This window comes from Microbacterium maritypicum MF109 (genome assembly GCF_000455825.1).
GTDB classification, from domain to species: domain Bacteria; phylum Actinomycetota; class Actinomycetes; order Actinomycetales; family Microbacteriaceae; genus Microbacterium; species Microbacterium maritypicum_A.
Map to the genome: position 1 here is coordinate 1 of NZ_ATAO01000206.1, position 18,441 is coordinate 18,441.

Below are 18,441 nucleotides of genomic sequence, written 5' to 3' on the forward strand. Positions count from 1 at the left end.
GACTCTGAATCAGTGGGTTCTGGGTTCAAGTCCCAGGGGGTGCACGGAACAGCCTCAGTAGATCTCGCCATCTACCGAGGCTTTTCTGTTTTCCCGGTTGCTCCCCGATGGGGCGAACCTTTCCGCCCGCTTCTCCTCGACGTGTCGGCCGTGCTCGCCCCGCGTGACGACGGCGATGTCATCGTGTGTCCGAGCGACGAGCGCGACGGATTCTGCGGTATCGCGTAATGGATCGAGCCCGCCGCCGTCTCTCATATGGGGACACATGCCTCGCGCCCTCGGACGCCTCACTGCTTCGCAGCAGCGCCGACGGGATGGGCTACATCAAGAACTGGGGAAGATCTTGTACGAGAGAAACGGTGGCGCCGTCGTGCGCCGGAAGACAACCGCGATCATCGCCGCTGCGGCCGCAGCGCTGGGCGCCGTGATCACACTGGCCGGTGCGGGAGCCGCCTCAGCTGCGGAGTACGACTATCCCGCGGCCATCGATCCTTCGTCGATCACCGTGACCACGGTCGGGGGCGGCGGAGCGGTCTCGCAGTGGGACCAGGTGCGGGTCGACGCCGAGTGGTCGGTGCCGGACGGCGCGGTCGGTGGACAGACCTTCGGGTTCACCCTGCCGAAGGAGTTCGCCCGGGCGGGGACATCCTTCTCGGTACCCTCTGCGGAGGATCCGAGCAAGACGATCGCCGAGTGCACCGTGAGCACCGACGCCGCACCGGTCGTCACCTGCACGCTCACCGACTACGTGAACGGGCGCACCGGGGTCAGCGGCTCCCTGTGGTTCGTCGCCTCCGCCGATGAGCAGACGACCGAGAGCACGGTGGAGTTCACCGTCGATGGCACCATCACGCCCGTCGAGATTCCCGGCGGCGGCATCGGACCGTCGTCGCCGCTGCCCACAGAACCGCAGAAGTGGTCGTGGCAGACGGATGACGGCAGGATCGCGTGGCAGCTGGCGCTGCCGGGTGCGAGCTTCGCGGGCGCGGAGTCGATCGTCGTCGACGACACCCTGACCGGGGCGGGCGACGGATTCGCCGAACATCACAACGAGGATGAGCAGCTCGAGGTATGGAGCACGACGATGCAGGATCGGGATCCGCAGTCGATCACGAACTGGACCGGATCATGGAACGACGGCGGCACGGCCTTCCACCTCGTGATCCCCGGCCCGATCGACCCGACGCGGATGTACTTCGTCAAGTACTTCACGGTGCCGAGCTCGCAGGTCGACGGTGCCACCTACGCCAACACCGCCGACGTCAACGGGATCAAGCTCCAGGACAGGGAGGTGTGGTCTGTCACCGGTGGGGGAAGCGGAGACGGCGACGCCACCGGCGCATTCACCCTCACTAAGGTCGTCGGCGGCTCCGGTTCGTCTGAGGTACCGGCCGATGCCGTCTACACCGTGCGCTACAGCTATGGCGACCCGGTCGTCGAGCGCACCGTCACGGTCACGGCGGGGGCGACCGCACCGCTCATCCAGCTGCCCACGGGGACCGTCGTCACACTCGTGGAACTCACGCCACCGGCGGTCGAGGGGGTCGACTGGGGTGTTCCCGTGTTCTCGGGACCCGATGTGCACTCCGTGGCCGACGGCGGAGCGCAGTTCACCGTCGGCTCCGGTACGACACTCGCGGTCACGCTCACCAACACCGCGACGACGACGCCGCCCGTGATTCCGCCGACGACACCGCCGACACCGCCCACCGCGGTCACTCCGCCCACCGAGCTGCCACTCACGGGTGGGTCGTCGCTGGCCACCACCGGTGGCTATGTGCCCGCCGCGATGCTCTGGGGCGGCGCCGCTGCGCTGCTGCTCGGCATCGCTCTGACCGTTCTCGGAGCGGTCCGGGCGCGCTCGCGCGCGGCCCAGGACTGATCCATCGGACGACTGATCCATCGGACGACTGGTCCATCGGACGACTGATCCACCGGACGAGGCCGGTGCCGAGGAGTCTCCTGCTCCGCGGTACCGGTTTCGTCGTACCGGCTTCGTCGCGCGCGGGAGAGCAAAGGCTCTCCGGTCTTCCGCGAGATCCTTCTCCGTGAGGTCGTTCCCGGGAGTCAGACGACGGCGATCACCGTCGCGTCCGTGATACGGCGGAGCTCGTCGAACGTCAGTGGCATGACGGTGTGCGGATGGCCCGCGGCCGCCCACAGCTCTCGATGGTCCCGCAGTGCTTCGTCGATGAACGTGCGGAGCGGCGCGGGGTGCCCGACAGGCGCGACGCCGCCGATCGCCTGGCCGGTCGCCGAGCGGACCACGGATGCGGGCGCCATGGACACGTCGTCCGCGCCGATGCTCGCCCGCAGGGTGGAGAGCTCCACGCGGTGACCGCCGCTGGTCAGAACCAGGACGGGGACGCCATCGGCGAGGAACACCAGACTGTTGGCGATCGCCGCGACGTCGCACCCGATCGCCGCAGCGGCCTCCACGGCTGTGCGTGCGGAGTCCGGAAGCACACGGATCGCTGTCTCGACGCCGGCGTCCACGAGATGCTCATGCACGAGACGGCTGCGTTCGGGGAGGGAAGGCGTTTCGCTCATCGCCCCACGATATCCAAGGCGCAGGCTGCCGGATCCAGAGGGTGCAGGCTGCGACGCCGGAGCGGGCTCCGCTGGCCGTTCCGACGTCGCAGGTCCGGTTCAGGCGGCGTCGCCCACGAGGATAGCCGCGGCGTCCTCCGTCGTCGCGTCCGCAGGCTCGTCGTCGATGTGCGCGAGCACTCGGCGTCCCAGGAACACCGTGAGTGCGGCCAGCAGCACCGAGGCAGCGGCGAACAGGTAGGGAACCGTCGCGTTGAACGCGTGCCACAGCAGCGCCGCGATCGGAGGAGCCATCGCACCGCCGAGGAATCGCACGGCGGAGTACGCCGAGGAGGCGACGGAGCGCGGAAGATCCGTGGCCTCCATCACGGCCTCCGTGAGCACGGTGTTCATGACGCCGAGCAGGAGCCCGCCGATGACGATGCAGGCGACGAGAGCAGCGGCGTTCGCGACCAGGAGGCCGGCGGCGACGAGGTCGATCGCCAGGAGGGGGAGCACGACGAGGATGACGCGCGTGCGGGGCATCCGGCGCATCAGGATCGGCGCGACCCACACGCTGGTGACGGCGAGTGCGACGCCCCATCCGAAGAACGTGAAGCCGATTCCCATCGCGCCGAAGCCGAGGGGGAACGGCGAGAACGCCAGCAGCACGAAGAAGCCGATGTTGTAGAACAGCGCTGTGATCGCGAGGACCGCCAGTGCGGGACGCCGCAGCGCGGCGAACGGCGCGGAGAACTTCACGGGAACCCGCTTCTCCCCGGGCCCCCGCAGCAGCACGAGCACGGCAACGAATGCGACGGCCATCAGCACGACGACGCCGAAGAACGGGCCGCGCCAGCTCTGCTCCCCGAGGAGTCCGCCGAGGAGAGGGCCCACGGCGATCCCGAGGCCGAGCGCCGCTTCGTAGAGCACGATGGCGGCGCTGCTGCCACCTGACGCGGCGCCGACGATCGTAGCGAGCGCGGTCGAGATGAACAGGGCGTTGCCGAGGCCCCAGCCTGCCCGGAAACCGATGACGGCGTCGACACTGCCGCTCAGGGCGCACAGCAGGGCGAAGACCACGATCAGCGCCAATCCGATGAGCAGGGTGGCCTTCGCGCCGATGCGGCTCGAGATCCAGCTGGTCACGAGCATCGCGAGCCCGGTCACGAGGAGGTAGCTGGTGAACAGCAACTCGGTCTCGACCGGCGAGGCCTGGAGCGATTCCGCGATCGCGGGCAGGATCGGGTCCACGAGGCCGATGCCCATGAAGGCGACGACGCACGCGAATGCGACGGCCCACACCTGGGCCGGTTGCTTCCACACCGAGGGGGTGGCGGGGGTGTTCACCGAGATTCTCCTGTTCGATCAGTGGCGGTGTGCGCGGCGAGAATCTCCGCCGCACGCGTGAGGGCAGCCCATTCCTCGTCGCTCAGCGCGGCGAAGCGCGGGGCGAGCGTGTCACGGAACTCGGCGCGCCAGGCGGCGAGGGCGGCGGTTCCCCGTGGAGTGATGTCGACGACCGTCGCTCGTGAATCGTCGGGATCGGGGGAGCGGAGCACGAGTCCTTCCCGTTCCAAGCCGCCGAGGAGACGGGTCATGCCGGGTTGGGTTGTGCGGGCGGCCGCGGCGAGTTCACCCACCCTTCTCGCGCCTGCCTGTTCGAGGAGGCTCAACACTCGCCACTGCGCCGCAGGTGCGTCGTTTCCGGCGTCCTGAGCGGCGATGCGGCCGAGCGCGTACCCCGACAGCACCAGAGAGGGGATGACATCGACGCGATTCATACCAACGAGTATATACCGGTTGGTATGAATGGTCGTCACCGCCTGGTGCTGGCGATCCTCGCGGAGAGTTGGTGCGCGTGCGCGAGGAGCGTGCGACCGAGTTCGGCCATCCGGTCCGGGCCGAAGCGGAACTCGACGCCGGTCAGACTCAATGCCCACTCCGGACGTCCGGCGCGATCGAAGACCGCAGCGCCCAGCCCCCAGCTGCCCTCGACGATCAGGCCGGGGTTGACGGCATAGCCCCGTTCCTTGGTCTCGGCGAGGCGTGCTCGGAGGGGGAGCTGACCGTGCGCGCGCCCCCACGCTCCCTCCAGCTCGGGGTGGCGGTCGAGATAGGCATCCACATCGTGGTCGGGGAGGAACGCCAGGATGGCGAGTCCGGCGCTGGCGACGCCGAGAGGGAAGCGGACCCCTTCGCTGAGCACGAAGGAGCGGATCGGGAACGACCCTTCCTCGCGAAGCAGGCACACCGTCTCGTCCGCCCGTCGCACGGAGAGGAACGCGCTCTCCTCGGTCTTGACCGCGAGGGAGCGAACGATGTCGCGGGCGAGCGTGGTCACGTCGTAGCGCGCCGCCGCCACGGATCCCATGAGGAACAGCTCCGGCCCGGGCATCCATCGCGTGCTCGCGCCGTCGCGATCGACGAGACCTTCCGACTTGAGGGCGCTCAGAAGACGGTGGGCAGTGGAGCGCGAGAGCTCAGCGGCGACGGCGAGCTCCTGCAAAGAGGCTCCGTCCGAGCCGGCCGCGGTCACCAGGCGCAGCAGGCGCGCGGCCCTCGCGATCGCCTGCGTGCCGGGTACTGAAGAGGCGGGTTCCATAATGTGGACGCTACCTCCGTGTTCGGCCACATCGCAAGATCTGGCTTCCCCGCAGACGGCTCTTCGGCGGATGCTGGGGTGAGCACGGAATCGAAGGAGCCGACGTGATCGACAAGCAATGGGAGTCTGCGGAGGCTGCCGTCTCCGACATCGAGGACGGAGCGTCGCTGGCCGTCGGCGGTTTCGGCCTGTCCGGGAACCCGATCGCCCTGATCGAGGCTCTCCTCGCGCAGGGCACCAAGGGCCTCAGCGTGGTGAGCAACAACTGCGGAGTGGATGACTGGGGACTCGGCGTGCTGCTCGCCGCCCAACGCATCCGCAAGATGACCTCGTCGTACGTGGGGGAGAACAAGGAGTTCGAACGTCAGTTCCTGAGTGGCGAACTCGAACTCGAACTCACCCCGCAGGGCACCCTGGCAGAGAAGCTCAGGGCCGGCGGCTCGGGGATTGCCGCGTTCTACACCCAGACGGGCGTCGGCACGCAGGTCGCCGAAGGCGGGCTGCCGCGTCGGTACAACCCCGACGGAACCATCGCCACCGCCTCGCCGGTGAAGGACGTGCGCGTCTTCGCGGTGAACGGGCAGCCGAAGGAGTTCGTCCTGGAAGAGGCGATCACCACCGACTTCTCGCTCGTGCACGCGGCACGCGGCGACCGACACGGCAACCTCGTGTTCAACAAGGCCGCGCGCAACTTCAATCCGCTCGCCGCGATGGCCGGTCGCATCTGCATCGCGCAGGTCGAGCAGCTGGTGGAGCCGGGCGAGCTCGACCCCGACGACATCCACCTCCCCGGCGTTTTCGTGCACCGGATCGTCGAGGTGGGCACTGACATCCCCAAGCGCATCGAGCGGCGGACCGTCGCCGTGGAAGGAGCCTGAGATGTCACTCACCCGTGAGCAGATGGCGGCCCGCGCGGCGATCGAGCTGGAGGACGGCGCCTACGTCAACCTCGGCATCGGCCTGCCCACCCTCGTACCCAACCATGTCCCGCCCGGGGTCACGGTCGTCCTGCAGTCGGAGAACGGCATCCTGGGCGTCGGTCCCTACCCGCGGGAGGACGCTGTCGACCCAGACCTCATCAACGCCGGCAAGGAGACGGTCACCACCCTCCCCGGAGCGGCGTTCTTCGACTCCGCGACCAGCTTCGGCATGATCCGCGGCGGCAAGATCGACGCGGCCATCCTGGGAGCGATGCAGGTCTCCGTGAGAGGCGACCTCGCGAACTGGATGATCCCGGGCAAGATGGTCAAGGGTCCCGGCGGCGCCATGGATCTGGTTCACGGAGCCGGCCGCGTCATCGTGCTCATGGAGCACGTGGCCAAGGACGGCTCCGCGAAGATCGTCGACGAATGCTCGCTGCCGTTGACCGGTCGCGGTGTCGTCGATCGGATCATCACCGACCTCGCCGTGGTCGATGTGACGGCCGAAGGCCTGGTGCTCGTCGAGACGGCGCCGGGCGTCACGGTCGACGAGGTCATCGCCGCCACGGAACCACCGCTCACCATCTCCCGCACTCTCCTCACCGGAAGGACCACAGACCATGACTGAGAACGATGTCGTCATCGTCGCCGCCGCCCGCACGCCTCAGGGTCGCCTCAAGGGGCAGCTCGCCGCGTTCACCGCACCTCAGCTCGGCTCCTTCGCCATCCGAGGTGCGCTGGAGCAGGGCTCGATCGATCCGGCTGACGTCGACGCGGTCATCGTCGGCCAGGTGCTCGCCGCGGGGTCGGGGCAGAACGCGGCGCGTCAGGCGGCCATCGGCGCAGGGATCGGGTGGGACGTTCCCGCGCACTCCGTGAACAAGGTGTGCCTGTCCGGTTTGACCGCCGTCATCGACGCGGCGCGGATGATCCGCACCGGCGACGCCGATGTGGTCGTCGCCGCCGGGATGGAATCGATGACGCGCGCGCCCCATCTGCTCATGGGATCGCGCGACGGCTGGGCGTACGGCAGCGTCGAGGTTCTCGACCACATGGCATACGACGGCCTCACGGATGCGTATGACCGGGAGAGCATGGGCGCGTCCACCGAGCGGCACAACGCGCGCTTCGGACTGACCCGTGAAGCGCAGGACCGGGTGGCCGCGCTGTCGCATCAGCGGGCGACGGCAGCGCAGGAGGCAGGTCTCTTCGACGAGGAGATCGTCGCCGTCGACGTGCCGCAGCGTCGGGGAGAGCCCGTGCGCGTGACGAGGGACGAGGGCGTGCGTCCGGACACCACCGTCGAGACCCTCGCGGGACTGCGTGCCGCGTTCGCAGAGGGAGGTTCGATCACGGCGGGGAACTCGTCACCGATCTCCGACGGTGCCTCGGCTGTGGTGGTGACGACACGACGGACTGCGGACGCCAAGGGATGGCCCGTGCTCGTGACCGTCGGAGCGAGCGGTCAGACCGCCGGTCCCGACAACTCGCTGCAGGCGCAGCCGGCGCGTGCCATCGAACGTGCGTGCGAGAAGCAGGGCATCGCGCCCGCCGATCTCGACCTGGTGGAGATCAACGAGGCCTTCGGCGCTGTCGTCTCCCGTTCGCAGGAGGAGCTCGGCCTGGACGAGGGCATCGTGAACATCCATGGCGGCGGCATCGCCATCGGCCACCCGATCGGCGCATCGGGGAACCGGCTCGTGGTGCATGTCGCACATGAGCTCGCTCGTCGAGGTGGCGGTACGGCCGCCGTCGGCCTCTGTGGCGGTGGCGGTCAGGGAGAAGCCCTCATCCTCACCCGGTGACAAGAGTCTCGGGCGGGGAGGACGTCAGGGGCGAGCGTCCTTCGCGTGGTCCTGCGTGTCGGCGAGAGCCTTCTGCGACCGGAACTGCAGTCGCTGGGCCTTCTTCGCCTTCTTGACCGACTGGGGCGAGTCGGCGTCGACCAGGACGCCGCGGCGCTCACGGTTCATGTCGACGACGGCGCCGACCGCGAGTGCCATCGTGATTCCCCAGCTCACCCACGACAGGACGGCGCGCCAGGTGATCGGCTGCTCGCGCGTGCCGCGCAGCAGGGAGACCCCGGCAGAGATCGCAGCGACAAGTCCAGTGCTGAAGAGGTAGCGCATGCCCCCACGCTACCTTCCCGTACCCCAGGTCGCACCGAGCCTTGACAAGCCCTCCCTGATCCTGGCAGGGGAGTATGTGGTGAAGGACAGGCGGAGGGTGCGTTCGTCGGGGATACCGGAGAAGAACGACGTGCCCGGCACGAAAGCGACGTCGTGAGCGAGCGCTGCGGGAAGCGCCGATGCGGCGTCCCGTCCCTCGGGGAGTCGAACCCAGACGAACATGCCACCGTCGGGTCGGTTCCAGCTGCTTCCGTCCGGGAGCGCGGAGGGAAGCAGCTCCAGCATCGCGTCGCGACGAGCGGCATACGCTTCGCGGATGCGCGAGAGCGCGAGCTCGCCGCGACCCGAAGCGAGGTAGTGGGCGGCCGCTGCCTGGTCGATCGTGGAGGTGTGCAGGTCGGCCGCCTGTTTGGCGATCGTGATCGACGAGCGGATGTCGGCCGTGGTGCGGATCCAGCCGATGCGCAGGCCGGGTGCGATCACCTTGGAGAAGCTGCCGAGGCTGATGACATGTTCGGGGGCGAACGCGGCGAGCGAGGGGAGGGCATCCCCCGAGTACCGCAACTGGCGGTACGGCTCGTCCTCGACGATCCGGAAGCCTCGGCGCTGCGCGATCGCGGCGATCGTGCGTCGTGCTTCGACATCGTGCGTGCGTCCGGTCGGATTCTGAAACGTGGGCACGGTGTAGAAGAACTTCGGTCCATGGTGCGCGGCGAGGCGGTCCAGTGCGTCGAGGTCGAGGTCATCGCCGACGTAGGGGACACCGACGACGCGGGCACCGGCCAGCGCGAACGTCTGGAGCGCTGCGAGGTAGCAGGGCTCCTCAACCAGGATCGTGTCGCCGGGATCGACGAGCGTCGTCGAGATGAGCCCCAGCCCCTGCTGCGACCCCGTCGTGACGATGAGGTCGGATGCCGCGGTGGGTAGCCCGTCGGACGAATAGCGTCTGGCGACCGCGTCCCGCAGTCCCGGGTCTCCCTCGGACGTGGAGTACTGGAGCACCCCCGGGGAGTCGAGCACGGCATCGAACGCGGCGCGGATGCCCTCGACGTCGAAGAGCTCGGGCGCGGGGAGCCCGCCGGCGAACGAGATGACCTCGGGGCGCGCGGTGAGGGCCAGCAGGTCGCGGACCGGCGAGGTCTTGGCACTGCCGGCACGCTGTGAACGCGACGGGAGGGAGAGGATCGGCGCGGCGGGCTGCGGGGCAGTGGGCAACGGGGACTCCTCTTGCGCTTGTCGTTCGGCGGGTGTCGCCCAGACTAGACCCGTCCCGAGGCGCCGGCTTCCCTGCTGTTCCCCGGGCCGACCCGCTATCATGGCCTGGTCGCGGCTCGCCCGCGGCCGCACCCCGTGTATCTACCGGCCGTCGGCATTCCGACGGACAGCGGCGGCACCCGACATCGCGTCCTCGACGCGCGAGAGCCATGACACGCGCCACAGCAATCCCACCACTCACCGAGCCGAGCCTTCTGCGTCTCGCCGGTCTGCCCTACTTCCTGATCGCCTTCATCGCGCGGCTGCCGTTCGCCATGATGGTGGTCGGCGTCCTGACCGTGGTCGTGTCCGCCCGCGGTTCCCTGTCCCTGGGCGGGCTCACCTCCGCAGCCGTCGGCCTCGGCACGGCCTGCTTCGGGCCTCTTCTCGGCGCCGCCGCAGACCGCTTCGGTCAGCGCGTCGTCCTGATGGTGCTCGCCCTCGCCAACGGCGCCATGCTCCTGCTCTTCACGTTCGTGGTCTATGGCACCGCGGCAGACGGCTTCGTGCTGCTGGCCGCAGTGGGCATCGGAGCCACCGCCCCGCAGGTCGCACCGCTCTCGCGCTCGCGGCTGGTGACGATCATCAACGAACGGATGGCCGTGGCTCGCCGCGCCAAGACGGTGTCGGGCACGATGGCCTACGAGTCCGCGGCCGACGAGACCGTGTTCGTCTTCGGTCCCTTCCTGGTCGGTATCCTCGCGTCGGCCATCGCGCCGTGGGCGCCTCTGGTCGGCGCGGCCGTGCTCACGGTGGTCTTCGTCGGTGCCTTCGCTTTGCACCCCAGCGGTCGACACGTGTCGCAGGACCGCGACGCCGACGGCAGGGCGCCGTCCGCCGTCTCCGAGCTGTTCCGCCCGCAATTGCTGATCGTCGTCCTCGGCATCCTCGGAGTCGGGATCTTCTTCGGCACGATGCTCACCTCGCTGACGTCGTTCATGGCCGATCGCGGCGCGCCGGAGCAGGCCGGGCTCCTCTACGGGGTCATGGGCGTCGGTTCCGCCATCCTCGCGCTCGGCGTCGCCTGGCTTCCCGCCGCCTTCTCGATGCGGGCGCGATGGCTCGTCTTCTCCGGCATCCTGCTGGCGGGCACCCTTCTGCTCGGATTCGTCGACACACCGGGCACGATGATGCTGGCGCTCGCGATCATGGGAATCGGCATCGGACCCACCCTCGTCACGCAGTACAGCTTCGGCGCCGCCCGCAGTCCGCGCGGACGCTCGGCCACCGTCATGACCATGTTGGGATCCGGTGTGGTCGTCGGTCAGTCGATCGGAGCCGCGTTCGCCGGTGAGATCGCAGAGAACGTCGGCACTCCTGCGGCGCTTCTCTTGCCGATGATCGCGGCGTTCATCGCCTTCGCGGCGGGCCTGGCCAACTGGTTCCTGACTGGTGTGGGGCGCCGGGAGGCTCTCGTCAAGGCCTGAGCGACGATCCGCGGAAATCCGCGTTCCTCGATAGCCTGGAGGAAACCCCCGGGAGGAGCCCTCGTGGCCGCAGCAGATTTCGTCGTCGTCGCCAACCGCCTGCCCGTGGATCGCGTGGTGGGGCCTGATGGTGAGGAGACCTGGCGCACCTCTCCGGGCGGACTCGTCGCCGCCCTCGAACCCATGATGCGCAGTGTCCACGGAGCCTGGGTGGGCTGGCCCGGTCAGGCCGACGTCGAGCTGGAGCCTTTCGAGGCCGACGGCATCGATCTGATTCCGGTCGCGCTGAGTGCCCAGGAGGTGGCGGAGTACTACGAGGGCTTCGCGAACGACACGATCTGGCCGCTCTATCACGACGTGATCGCTCCTCCGCAGTACCACCGCGAGTGGTGGGATGCCTACGTCACCGTGAATCGACGGTTCGCCGAGGCGGCCGCTGATGCCGCGGCGCCGGAGGGCACGGTCTGGGTTCACGACTACCAGCTGCAGCTCGTGCCGCAGATGGTGCGCGAACTGCGCCCGGATGTCACGATCGGGTATTTCCATCACATCCCGTTCCCCGCACACGGGCTCTACGCGCAGCTGCCCTGGCGTGACCAGGTGCTGCGCGGGCTGCTCGGCGCCGACGTCATCGGTTTCCAGCGCGCGCAGGACGCCACCTACTTCCTGACCGCCGTACGCCGGCGGCTGCGCTACGAGGTCAAGGGCCCCCATGTCTCCGTCCCCGAGGGAGAGGGCACCCGAACGGCGATGGCGCGGGCATTCCCGATCTCGATCGACACCACCCCGTATCTCGAGCTCGCTGCCCGCGAGGATGTGCGCGCGAGGGCGGCGGAGATCCGCGCGAGCCTCGGAAACCCCAAGCGCATCCTGCTCGGTGTCGACCGGCTCGACTACACCAAGGGCATCCGTCACCGCATCAAGGCATACGGCGAGTTGCTGGCCGAGGGACGCCTCAAAGTCGAAGACGTGACGCTCGTGCAGGTCGCCAGTCCCAGCCGGGAGCGTGTGGATGCGTACGTGCACCTGCGCGACGAGATCGAGCTCGCGGTCAGCCGCATCAACGGCGATACCGACACGATGGGCCATTCCGCGATCCGATATCTTCACCAGGGCTATCCGCGCGAAGAGATGGTCGCGCTGTACCTCGCCGCAGATGTGATGCTGGTGACGGCCCTGCGGGACGGCATGAACCTCGTCGCCAAGGAGTATGTCGCGACCCGCGTCGACGACCGCGGAGTGCTGGTGCTCAGCGAGTTCACCGGCGCCGCGGATGAGCTGCGGCAGGCGGTCCGGGTGAACCCGCACGACATCGAGGGTCTCAAGGATGCGATCATGACGGCCGTGGAGATGCCTCCGGCGGAGCAGGGGCGGCGTATGCGGTCGCTTCGACGTCGGGTGCTGGACAACGACGTCGACGCGTGGTCGTCGTCGTTCCTGGCGGCGCTCTCCGAGGTCCGTGGTCGCTGACGTTCCTCCACGACCGAGATACTGAGCGTGCGGCTCACGCCGGAGCCGCCGAGAACCACCGCTGTGATTGGAGAATCCGTGACGCGTCCCTGGACCCCCGGAACCGCTGACGACGACCTGCAGGCTCTGGCTGCCACACCGCGGTTGGTGGTCGCCCTCGACTTCGACGGCACGGCTTCTCCTCTGGTCGCAGACCCGATGGCGGCACGGGCGCTTCCCGAGGTGGCGGTTCAGGTCGAACGCCTCGCCGCTCTGCCGGACACGCTCGTCGCCTACGTCTCCGGTCGCAGCATGCACGACCTTCGCGTGATCACCGAGCACACGGACGACTCCGCGATCGCGCTGGCCGGCTCACACGGCGCCCAGTACTGGTTCCCCGGCGAGGGCGACGTGGACGCACCAGGCGAGGAGACGGAAGAAGGGGCTCGGGAAGAGCTCTGGGCTGCGGCGAAGCCGATCATCGAACGGTACGAGGGTGCGGAGTTCGAGCCCAAGACCTTCGGCATGGGCGTGCACACCCGCCGTGCGGACCGGGAGACCGAGCAACGCGTCTTCGCCGAGATCGACGCGCTCGTCGCCGAGCGATTCCCGCACTGGCGGCGGCGCTCCGGGCACCGGGTTCTCGAATTCTCCTCGCGCACCGAGGGCAAGGACGCCGCGATGGCCGCGCTCCGCGATCGCTTCGATGCCACGGGGATCCTGTTCGCCGGCGACGATGTGACCGACGAGGACGCGATGCGTGTGCTCGGAGAAGGCGACCTCGGCGTGCGCGTGGGCCCGGGGGAGAGCGTCGCGACCTTGCGTGTGGACACTCCACAACAGATCGCCGAGCTTCTGGAGGCGTTGGCGGACGAACGCGCCTCTCGTCGGCAATAGACTTCCGTCATGTCCTCGCATGATCCCTCTCACAGCGCGCCCATTGACATCAAGCCCCGCAGCCGCGTCGTCACCGACGGCATCGAGGCCACGACCTCCCGAGGCATGCTCCGTGCCGTCGGCATGGGAGACGCCGACTGGGACAAGCCGCAGATCGGCATCGCGTCGAGCTGGAATGAGATCACTCCCTGCAACCTGAGTCTCGACCGTCTCGCTCAGGGGGCCAAGGAAGGCGTGCACTCCGGCGGCGGCTACCCGCTGCAGTTCGGCACGATCTCCGTCTCGGACGGCATCTCGATGGGCCACGAGGGGATGCACTTCTCGCTCGTGTCGCGCGAGGTCATCGCCGACTCCGTCGAGACCGTCATGATGGCCGAGCGCCTCGACGGTTCCGTGCTCCTCGCCGGCTGCGACAAGTCGATCCCCGGAATGCTCATGGCCAGCGCGCGCCTCGACCTGTCGAGCGTGTTCCTGTACGCCGGGTCCATCGCTCCCGGCTGGGTCAAGCTCTCTGACGGCACCGAGAAGGACGTCACGATCATCGACTCGTTCGAGGCGGTCGGTGCCTGCCGTGCCGGTCTCATGAGCGAGGAGGACCTCAAGCGCATCGAGTGCGCCATCGCTCCCGGCGAGGGTGCCTGCGGTGGCATGTACACCGCCAACACCATGGCGTCGGTCGCGGAGGCCCTCGGCCTCAGCCTTCCGGGCTCGGCGGCTCCGCCCGCAGCGGATCGTCGTCGCGACTACTACGCCCACCGCTCGGGCGAGGCCGTGGTGAACCTGCTCCGTCAGGGCATCACGACGCGCGACATCCTCACCAAGGAGGCGTTCGAGAACGCGATCGCCCTCGCGATGGCCCTCGGTGGTTCCACGAACGTCGTCCTGCACCTGCTCGCGATCGCCCGTGAGGCCGACGTCGAGCTGAGCCTGCACGACTTCAACCGCATCGGCGACAAGGTCCCGCACGTCGCCGACATGAAGCCCTTCGGCAAGTACGTGATGAACGACGTCGATCGTCACGGCGGCATCCCCGTGATCATGAAGGCGATGCTCGACGAGGGCCTGTTGCACGGCGACGCGCTCACCGTCACGGGCAAGACGCTCGCCGAGAACCTCGCCGACCTCGACCCGCAGCCGATCGACGGCGAGGTCATCCACACCTTCGACAACCCGATCCACGCGACCGGCGGCCTCACGATCCTGCACGGCTCCCTCGCCCCCGAGGGCGCTGTCGTCAAGACCGCCGGCTTCGACGCCGCCGTGTTCGAGGGCCCTGCACGCGTGTTCGAGCGCGAGCGCGCCGCCATGGACGCGGTCGCCGAGGGGGAGATCGAGCCCGGCACCGTCATCGTGATCCGCTACGAGGGCCCCAAGGGCGGACCGGGCATGCGCGAGATGCTCGCCATCACTGCGGCCATCAAGGGCGCGGGGCTCGGAAAAGATGTACTACTCTTGACTGACGGACGATTCTCAGGCGGCACAACCGGCCTGTGCATCGGCCACATAGCACCCGAAGCGGTGGACGCAGGTCCTATCGCCTTCGTGCGCGATGGTGATCTGATACGGGTCGATATCGCAGCTCGCTCTCTCGATCTACTCGTCGACGAGGCAGAGCTCGCCTCCCGCCGTTCTGGCTGGGAGCCGCTTCCCCCGCGCTACACCCGAGGCGTTCTTGCCAAGTACTCGCGCCTCGTGCGGTCCGCCGCCGAGGGAGCGACCACCGGCTGACCCGGACGCTCCGACGTCCGGCGTCCTCCACAGATCATCAGAAGGAAACTCATGACTGCTGATACCGCCCCGGCCGTGCCGAGGCCGCCCGCCCGTCAATCCTCTGCGCCGGAGATCACCGGCGCGGAGGCCGTGGTCCGCTCGCTCGAGCTGCTTGGCGTCACCGACGTGTTCGGTCTTCCCGGAGGTGCGATCCTCCCGGTCTACGACCCGCTCATGGATGCATCCGAGCTGCGCCACATCCTGGTGCGGCACGAGCAGGGCGCCGGTCACGCCGCCGAGGGCTACGCATCGGCCTCCGGCAAGGTCGGCGTGTGCATCGCGACCTCCGGGCCCGGTGCGACCAACCTCGTGACCGCGATCGCCGATGCCTACATGGACTCGGTTCCGATGCTCGCCATCACCGGCCAGGTGTTCTCGACGCTGATGGGAACGGACGCGTTCCAGGAAGCCGACATCGTGGGCATCACGATGCCGATCACCAAGCACTCGTTCCTGGTGAAGGATGCCGCGGACATCCCTGGCGCGATCGCCGCGGCCTACGAGATCGCGGGCACCGGACGCCCCGGCCCCGTGCTGGTCGACATCACGAAGGATGCGCAGCAGGCGACCGCCCCGTTCGTGTGGCCGCCCAAGATCGACCTCCCCGGCTATCGTCCCGTCACGAAGGCGCACGGCAAGCAGATCCAGGCTGCGGCGACGCTGCTCGCCGAGGCCAAGAAGCCGGTGCTGTACGTCGGCGGTGGTGTGATCCGCGGCAAGGCGTCGGCGGAGCTCCTCGAGCTCGCGGAGTCCACCGGCGCGCCGGTCGTCACCACGCTGATGGCGCGCGGCGCGTTCCCCGACTCGCACCCCCAGCACCTCGGAATGCCCGGCATGCACGGCACGGTTCCCGCCGTGCTGGCGCTCCAGGAGGCCGACCTCCTGGTGTCGCTCGGTGCCCGGTTCGACGACCGCGTCACGGGTAAGGCGGCTCTGTTCGCGCCGAACGCGAAGGTCGTCCATGTCGACATCGACCCGGCCGAGATCTCCAAGATCCGCACGGCCGATGTGCCGATCGTCGGCGACGTGCGCGATGTGCTCACCGATCTCGATGCGGCCTTCCGCGGGGCGACCTCCGGCGCGAAGCCCGACATCGAGGAATGGTGGTCGTACCTCGACGGACTGCGCACCGAGTTCCCCCTCGGATACGCGCCGACGACGGACGGCCTCCTGGCTCCGCAGTATGTGATCCAGCGGATCGGCGAGCTCACCGGTCCGGAGGGCATCTTTGCCTCCGGCGTCGGTCAGCACCAGATGTGGGCGGCACAGTTCATCAAGTACGAGCGTCCGAACGCCTGGTTGAACTCCGGCGGTGCCGGCACGATGGGTTACTCGGTGCCGGCCGCGATGGGGGCCAAGGTGGCGCAGCCCGAGCGTCCGGTCTGGGCGATCGACGGCGACGGCTGCTTCCAGATGACGAATCAGGAGCTCGCGACCTGCACGATCAACAACATCCCGATCAAGGTCGCGATCATCAACAACTCGTCGCTCGGCATGGTCCGACAGTGGCAGACGCTGTTCTATGACGGCCGTCACTCCAACACCGACCTGAACACGGGTCACGGCACGATCCGCATCCCCGACTTCGTGAAGCTCGCCGAGGCCTACGGCTGCCTCGCGATCCGCGTGGAGAAGGAAGAGGAGGTGGACGCCGCCATCCAGCTCGCGCTCGAGACGAACGACCGCCCCGTGGTGATCGATTTCGTCGTGAGTGCCGACTCCATGGTGTGGCCGATGGTCCCGCAGGGAGTCAGCAACAGCTATGTCCAGTACGCCCGCGAGCACGCGCCCGCATTCGACGAGGAGGACTGATCCATGTCGACCCACGTGCTGAGCCTGCTGGTGGAGAACACCCCCGGCCTGCTGACCCGTGTCGCGGGGCTCTTCGCCCGCCGCGGCTTCAACATCGACTCCCTCGCCGTCGGCGTGACGGAGGTGCCGGGCATCTCCCGCATCACCGTCGTCGTCGACGTCGACGAGCTTCCGCTCGAGCAGGTCACCAAGCAGCTCAACAAGCTGATCAATGTGATCAAGATCGTCGAGCTCGACTTCGCCACCTCCGTGCAGCGCGAGCACATGCTCGTGAAGGTGCGCACCGACAACGCCACGCGCTCGAACGTGATCGAGGTGGTGAACCTCTTCCGCGCCTCCGTGGTCGACTACGCCTCCGACGCACTCGTGATCGAGGTGACCGGTGACAAGGGCAAGGTCGATGCGATGCTGCGCGCGCTCGAGCCCTTCGGCATCAAGGAGATCGCGCAGTCCGGCCTTCTCGCGATCGGCCGCGGCGGCAAGAGCATCACCGAACGCGTCCTGCGCGGCTGACCAACCCGAGTACCGAGTTTTCGCCGCTCATCGAGCGCGCGAAGCAAGACGAAACGCAAAGAACAAGGAGAAACACATAGTGAGCACCGAGATCTTCTACGACGCCGATGCAGACCTGTCCCTGATCCAGGGCAAGAAGGTCGCGATCGTCGGCTACGGATCGCAGGGTCACGCCCACGCGCAGAACCTGCGCGACTCGGGTGTCGAGGTCGCGATCGCCCTCAAGGAGGGCTCCAAGTCGGCAGCCAAGGCCGAGGAGGCCGGCTTCCCGGTGAAGACCGTCGCCGAGGCCACCGAGTGGGCCGACGTCATCATGATCCTCGCGCCGGACCAGCACCAGCGCACGATCTACAGCGAGTCGATCGCGCCGAACCTGACGGCCGGCAAGACGCTCGCCTTCGCGCACGGCTTCAACATCCGCTTCGGTTACATCGACGCTCCCGAGGGTGTCGACGTGATCCTGGTCGCCCCGAAGGCTCCCGGTCACACGGTCCGTCGCGAGTTCGTCGCCGGCCGTGGCATCCCCGACATCATCGCCGTCGAGCGCGACGCATCGGGCAAGGCATGGGACCTCGGGCTCTCGTACGCCAAGGCCATCGGCGGCACCCGCGCCGGCGTCATCAAGACGACCTTCACCGAGGAGACCGAGACCGACCTGTTCGGTGAGCAGGCCGTGCTCTGCGGTGGCGTGAGCCACCTGGTGCAGGCCGGCTTCGAGACGCTGACCGAGGCGGGCTACCAGCCGCAGATCGCGTACTTCGAGGTTCTGCACGAGCTCAAGCTGATCGTCGACCTGATGTGGGAGGGCGGCATCGCCAAGCAGCGCTGGTCGATCTCCGACACCGCCGAGTTCGGCGACTACGTCTCCGGCCCGCGCGTCATCGACGAGCGCGTCAAGGAGAGCATGAAGGGCGTGCTGGCCGACATCCAGTCCGGCGCCTTCGCGAAGCGCTTCATCGACGACCAGGACAACGGGGCCGAGGAGTTCCTGGCACTGCGTGCGAAGGAGGAGCAGCACCCGATCGAGGTCACCGGCAAGGAACTGCGTTCGCTCTTCGCGTGGAAGCAGCAGGATGAGGACTACGTCGACGGCAGCGCCGCGCGCTGATTCGATTCTCGAAAGAACGGGCGTCCCT

General features: G+C 68.3%; 18 protein-coding genes. 12 read left to right on the forward strand and 6 right to left on the reverse strand.

The annotated features are described in order from the left end of the window. Window positions 1-228: hypothetical protein (locus tag L687_RS43130; protein ID WP_235045235.1), on the forward strand; the 228-nt coding region annotated here is incomplete at its 5' end. Between the two features lie 142 nt (window positions 229-370). Beyond that, on the forward strand, window positions 371-1,882 hold the full coding sequence (locus L687_RS34315) for an Ig-like domain-containing protein (RefSeq protein ID WP_031207583.1): 1,512 nt from the start codon (window positions 371-373) through the stop codon (window positions 1,880-1,882). A 185-nt stretch (window positions 1,883-2,067) separates the two neighbouring features. Here L687_RS34315 and L687_RS34320 read toward each other — a convergent pair whose 3' ends face one another. The 4 genes from L687_RS34320 to L687_RS34335 form a co-directional block, all read right to left on the reverse strand. Next, complete coding sequence (locus L687_RS34320; protein WP_021200364.1) at window positions 2,068-2,550, reverse strand: YbaK/EbsC family protein; 483 nt, start codon at window positions 2,548-2,550, stop codon at window positions 2,068-2,070. A 99-nt stretch (window positions 2,551-2,649) separates the two neighbouring features. Further along, window positions 2,650-3,879: an MFS transporter gene (locus L687_RS34325; RefSeq protein ID WP_021200365.1), complete on the reverse strand. Its 1,230-nt coding sequence runs from the start codon at window positions 3,877-3,879 to the stop codon at window positions 2,650-2,652. Further along, window positions 3,876-4,313, reverse strand: a complete 438-nt coding sequence (locus tag L687_RS34330; protein ID WP_021200366.1) for a MarR family winged helix-turn-helix transcriptional regulator — start codon at window positions 4,311-4,313, stop codon at window positions 3,876-3,878. Before L687_RS34330 ends, L687_RS34325 begins: the two co-directional genes overlap by 4 nt. A 35-nt stretch (window positions 4,314-4,348) precedes the next feature. Further along, window positions 4,349-5,134 carry an IclR family transcriptional regulator gene (locus tag L687_RS34335; RefSeq protein ID WP_021200367.1) on the reverse strand — a complete coding sequence of 262 codons (786 nt, stop codon included), beginning with the start codon at window positions 5,132-5,134 and terminating at the stop codon, window positions 4,349-4,351. Window positions 5,135-5,238: 104 nt separating this feature from the next. Here L687_RS34335 and L687_RS34340 point away from each other — a divergent pair, with 104 nt between their 5' ends. From L687_RS34340 to L687_RS34350, 3 genes are read left to right on the forward strand one after another with little or no spacing between them, the layout of a single operon-like run. Then, window positions 5,239-6,012 (forward strand): CoA transferase subunit A, encoded by a 774-nt coding sequence (locus tag L687_RS34340; RefSeq protein ID WP_021200368.1) that lies wholly within the window; start codon window positions 5,239-5,241, stop codon window positions 6,010-6,012. 1 nt (window position 6,013) lies between these two features. After that, window positions 6,014-6,682 carry a CoA transferase subunit B gene (locus L687_RS34345; RefSeq protein WP_021200369.1) on the forward strand — a complete coding sequence of 223 codons (669 nt, stop codon included), beginning with the start codon at window positions 6,014-6,016 and terminating at the stop codon, window positions 6,680-6,682. Further along, window positions 6,675-7,859, forward strand: coding sequence for an acetyl-CoA C-acetyltransferase (locus tag L687_RS34350; RefSeq protein WP_021200370.1), 1,185 nt, complete (start codon window positions 6,675-6,677; stop codon window positions 7,857-7,859). Before L687_RS34345 ends, L687_RS34350 begins: the two co-directional genes overlap by 8 nt. Before the next feature lie 24 nt (window positions 7,860-7,883). On the opposite strand, the gene L687_RS34355 is transcribed toward L687_RS34350, so the two are convergent. Beyond that, the gene (locus tag L687_RS34355) at window positions 7,884-8,183 is read right to left on the reverse strand and encodes a hypothetical protein (RefSeq protein ID WP_021200371.1); all 300 of its coding nucleotides are present in this window, start codon (window positions 8,181-8,183) and stop codon (window positions 7,884-7,886) included. A 9-nt stretch (window positions 8,184-8,192) separates the two neighbouring features. After that, window positions 8,193-9,398: an aminotransferase-like domain-containing protein gene (locus tag L687_RS34360; protein WP_021200372.1), complete on the reverse strand. Its 1,206-nt coding sequence runs from the start codon at window positions 9,396-9,398 to the stop codon at window positions 8,193-8,195. 209 nt (window positions 9,399-9,607) lie between these two features. Between L687_RS34360 and L687_RS34365 the strand changes: the two genes are divergently transcribed. The 7 genes from L687_RS34365 to ilvC all read left to right on the forward strand — a co-directional run bounded on the left by L687_RS34365 (window position 9,608) and on the right by ilvC (window position 18,413). Beyond that, a complete protein-coding gene (locus L687_RS34365) occupies window positions 9,608-10,864 on the forward strand; it encodes an MFS transporter (RefSeq protein WP_021200373.1) in 1,257 nt (418 codons plus the stop codon). A 63-nt stretch (window positions 10,865-10,927) separates the two neighbouring features. Then, window positions 10,928-12,334 (forward strand): alpha,alpha-trehalose-phosphate synthase (UDP-forming), encoded by a 1,407-nt coding sequence (locus L687_RS34370; protein ID WP_021200374.1) that lies wholly within the window; start codon window positions 10,928-10,930, stop codon window positions 12,332-12,334. Window positions 12,335-12,412: 78 nt separating this feature from the next. Then, window positions 12,413-13,210: a trehalose-phosphatase gene (gene otsB / locus L687_RS34375; protein WP_021200375.1), complete on the forward strand. Its 798-nt coding sequence runs from the start codon at window positions 12,413-12,415 to the stop codon at window positions 13,208-13,210. 9 nt (window positions 13,211-13,219) lie between these two features. Further along, on the forward strand, window positions 13,220-14,938 hold the full coding sequence (gene ilvD, locus L687_RS34380) for a dihydroxy-acid dehydratase (RefSeq protein WP_021200376.1): 1,719 nt from the start codon (window positions 13,220-13,222) through the stop codon (window positions 14,936-14,938). A gap of 51 nt (window positions 14,939-14,989) precedes the next feature. Continuing rightward, window positions 14,990-16,792 carry an acetolactate synthase large subunit gene (locus L687_RS34385; protein WP_021200377.1) on the forward strand — a complete coding sequence of 601 codons (1,803 nt, stop codon included), beginning with the start codon at window positions 14,990-14,992 and terminating at the stop codon, window positions 16,790-16,792. A gap of 3 nt (window positions 16,793-16,795) precedes the next feature. After that, entirely contained in the window at window positions 16,796-17,305 is a 510-nt protein-coding gene (ilvN, locus tag L687_RS34390; protein WP_017830816.1) for an acetolactate synthase small subunit, read from the forward strand. Beyond that, on the forward strand, window positions 17,193-18,413 hold the full coding sequence (gene ilvC, locus L687_RS34395; RefSeq protein ID WP_323131865.1) for a ketol-acid reductoisomerase: 1,221 nt from the start codon (window positions 17,193-17,195) through the stop codon (window positions 18,411-18,413). The genes ilvN and ilvC overlap by 113 nt, the downstream gene beginning before the upstream one ends. Window positions 18,414-18,441: the final 28 nt, after the last annotated feature.